Source organism: Leisingera sp. F5, from assembly GCF_001593695.1.
On sequence record NZ_LUKH01000517.1, the window covers coordinates 1 to 2226 of the forward strand.

General features: G+C 63.2%; 2 protein-coding genes. Both read left to right on the forward strand.

The annotated features are described in order from the left end of the window. Positions 1–1588: mechanosensitive ion channel domain-containing protein (locus A2I95_RS32680; protein WP_291736523.1), on the forward strand; the 1588-nt coding region annotated here is incomplete at its 5' end. Then, a partial coding sequence (locus A2I95_RS32685) for an alanyl-tRNA editing protein (RefSeq protein WP_291736526.1) occupies positions 1575–2226 on the forward strand: 652 nt, incomplete at its 3' end. The genes A2I95_RS32680 and A2I95_RS32685, both read left to right, overlap by 14 nt.

The window sequence follows — 2226 nt, forward strand, 5'->3', positions numbered from 1 at the left end:
CCATTGGCTGGGCAACCAGCTGTTTTCCAGCCGCATCGAAAACGATCTGGTCCCGGTGCAGGAAGGGCGGCTGAACGAGACCCGGCTGATGGTTGACATCCTGGCGGTCATCCTGGTGCTGCAGGACGCGCTGTCGCAGCTGGAAAACATCGACAGCATCCCGGCTGAGGCCCATGCGGTGGCCAGCTTCCCGCTGATCATGGGGGCTGCTCTGGTGCTGCTGCGCCTGCACCGCATCGGCGCCAAGCGCCGTCAGCAGCAAAGCGGCGATGAAACCGATGAGGACGGTGCCATAGCCGCCGGCGCCAACCGGATCATGAATCTGGTGCGCCGTGCCACCTATCTGCTGGGGTTCGTGTCGCCGGTGCTGGCCGCCTTTGGCTATGTCAACGCGGCCGAGGCGCTGATCTATCCCGCGGTGTCCACCCTGGCGCTGCTGGCCGCCCTGCTGGTACTGCAGCGCTTCCTGGGCGATCTCTACGGCTGGCTCTCCGGCAGAGGGTCCGAAGCGCGGGAATCCCTGTTTGCGGTGATGATCGGCTTTGTGCTCGCGGCTCTGGCCTTGCCGCTGCTGGCGCTGATCTGGGGTGCGCGGATCGCCGACCTGACCGAACTGTGGTCGCAGTTCCTGGAAGGGTTCCAGATCGGCGACACAAAGATCTCTCCAACCGCCTTCCTGACCTTTGCCATCGTCTTTGCCGCCGGCTATGCGCTGACCCGTCTGATCCAGGGTTCATTGCGCAATTCTCTGCTGCCCAAGACCAAGATCGACCCGGGCGGCCAGAATGCGATCACCTCCGGCCTTGGTTATGTCGGCATCTTCCTGTCAGCGGTGGTGGCAATCTCGATGGCCGGGCTGGACCTGTCGTCGCTTGCCATCGTCGCAGGCGCGCTGTCGGTCGGCATCGGCTTTGGCTTGCAGACTATCGTGTCGAACTTCGTCTCCGGCATTATCCTGCTGATCGAACGCCCGATCTCCAAAGGCGACTGGATCGAGGTCGGCGGGCTGATGGGCTACGTGCGCGATATTTCCGTCCGCTCTACCCGGATCGAGACCTTCGACCGCTCTGACGTGATCGTGCCGAACTCTGACCTGATCTCGGGCACCGTCACCAACTACACCCGCGGAAACACCGTGGGCCGGGTGATCGTGCCGGTAGGTGTCGCCTATGGCACCGACCCGCGCAAGGTCGAGGCGATCCTGAACGAGGTCGCCAAGGCGCATCCGATGGTGTTGCTTAACCCGGCGCCCAGCGTGGTGTTCCAGGGCTTTGGCGCCGACAGCCTGGATTTCGAGATCCGGGCAATCCTGCGCGATGTGAACTGGGTTCTGTCGGTGAAATCCGACATGAATTACGAGATTTCCAAACGGTTCGACGAAGAAGGGATCGAGATCCCCTTCATGCAGCGCGATATCTGGATCCGTAACCCCGAGGCACTGACCCCGTCAAAACCGGCGGCCTCTGCCACAGCTCCCGCTTCCGCACCTGCCGCCGCTCCCGCGTCTGCTCCGCTGAAGCCGGATCTGGCGGATGTCCAGCAGGACCCCCAAGAAGATGCTGATGGAGATGCCGATGCCGACAAGTGAACCATTGTTCCGCAATGACGCCTATGCACGGATGACCGAAGCGATGGTCCTGGCCCGCACGGAACAGGGCGGGCTGATCCTGGACCGCTCTCTGTTTTACGCCACCGGCGGCGGCCAGCCCGGCGACAGCGGCCAGCTTTTGTGGGGCGACGGCCAATGCACCATCGCCACCACCGTCAAGGGTGAGGGCGATGCAATTGTGCTGGTGCCGCATGAAGGGGAACAATTGCCTGACGAGGGCACGACGGTCACCCAAGTGCTCGACTGGGATCGTCGCTATGGCCACATGCGGGTCCACACCGCACTGCACCTGCTGTCGGTGGTGATCCCGCTGGAGGTGACCGGCGGCTCTATAAGCGCGGAAAAAGGGCGTCTGGATTTCAACATGCCTGAGGCGCCCGTGGACAAACAGGCGCTGCAGGACCAGTTGCAGGCGCTGATCGACCGCGATCTGGAGGTGAGCGAGGATTGGATCACCGATGCCGAACTCGACGCCAATCCGCAGCTGGTAAAAACCATGTCCGTCTCGCCGCCGCGCGGGGCAGGGCATGTGCGCCTTGTCCGCATCGGCACCGCTGACGAGCAGATTGATCTGCAGCCCTGCGGCGGCACCCATGTCAAACGCACCGCTGAAATCG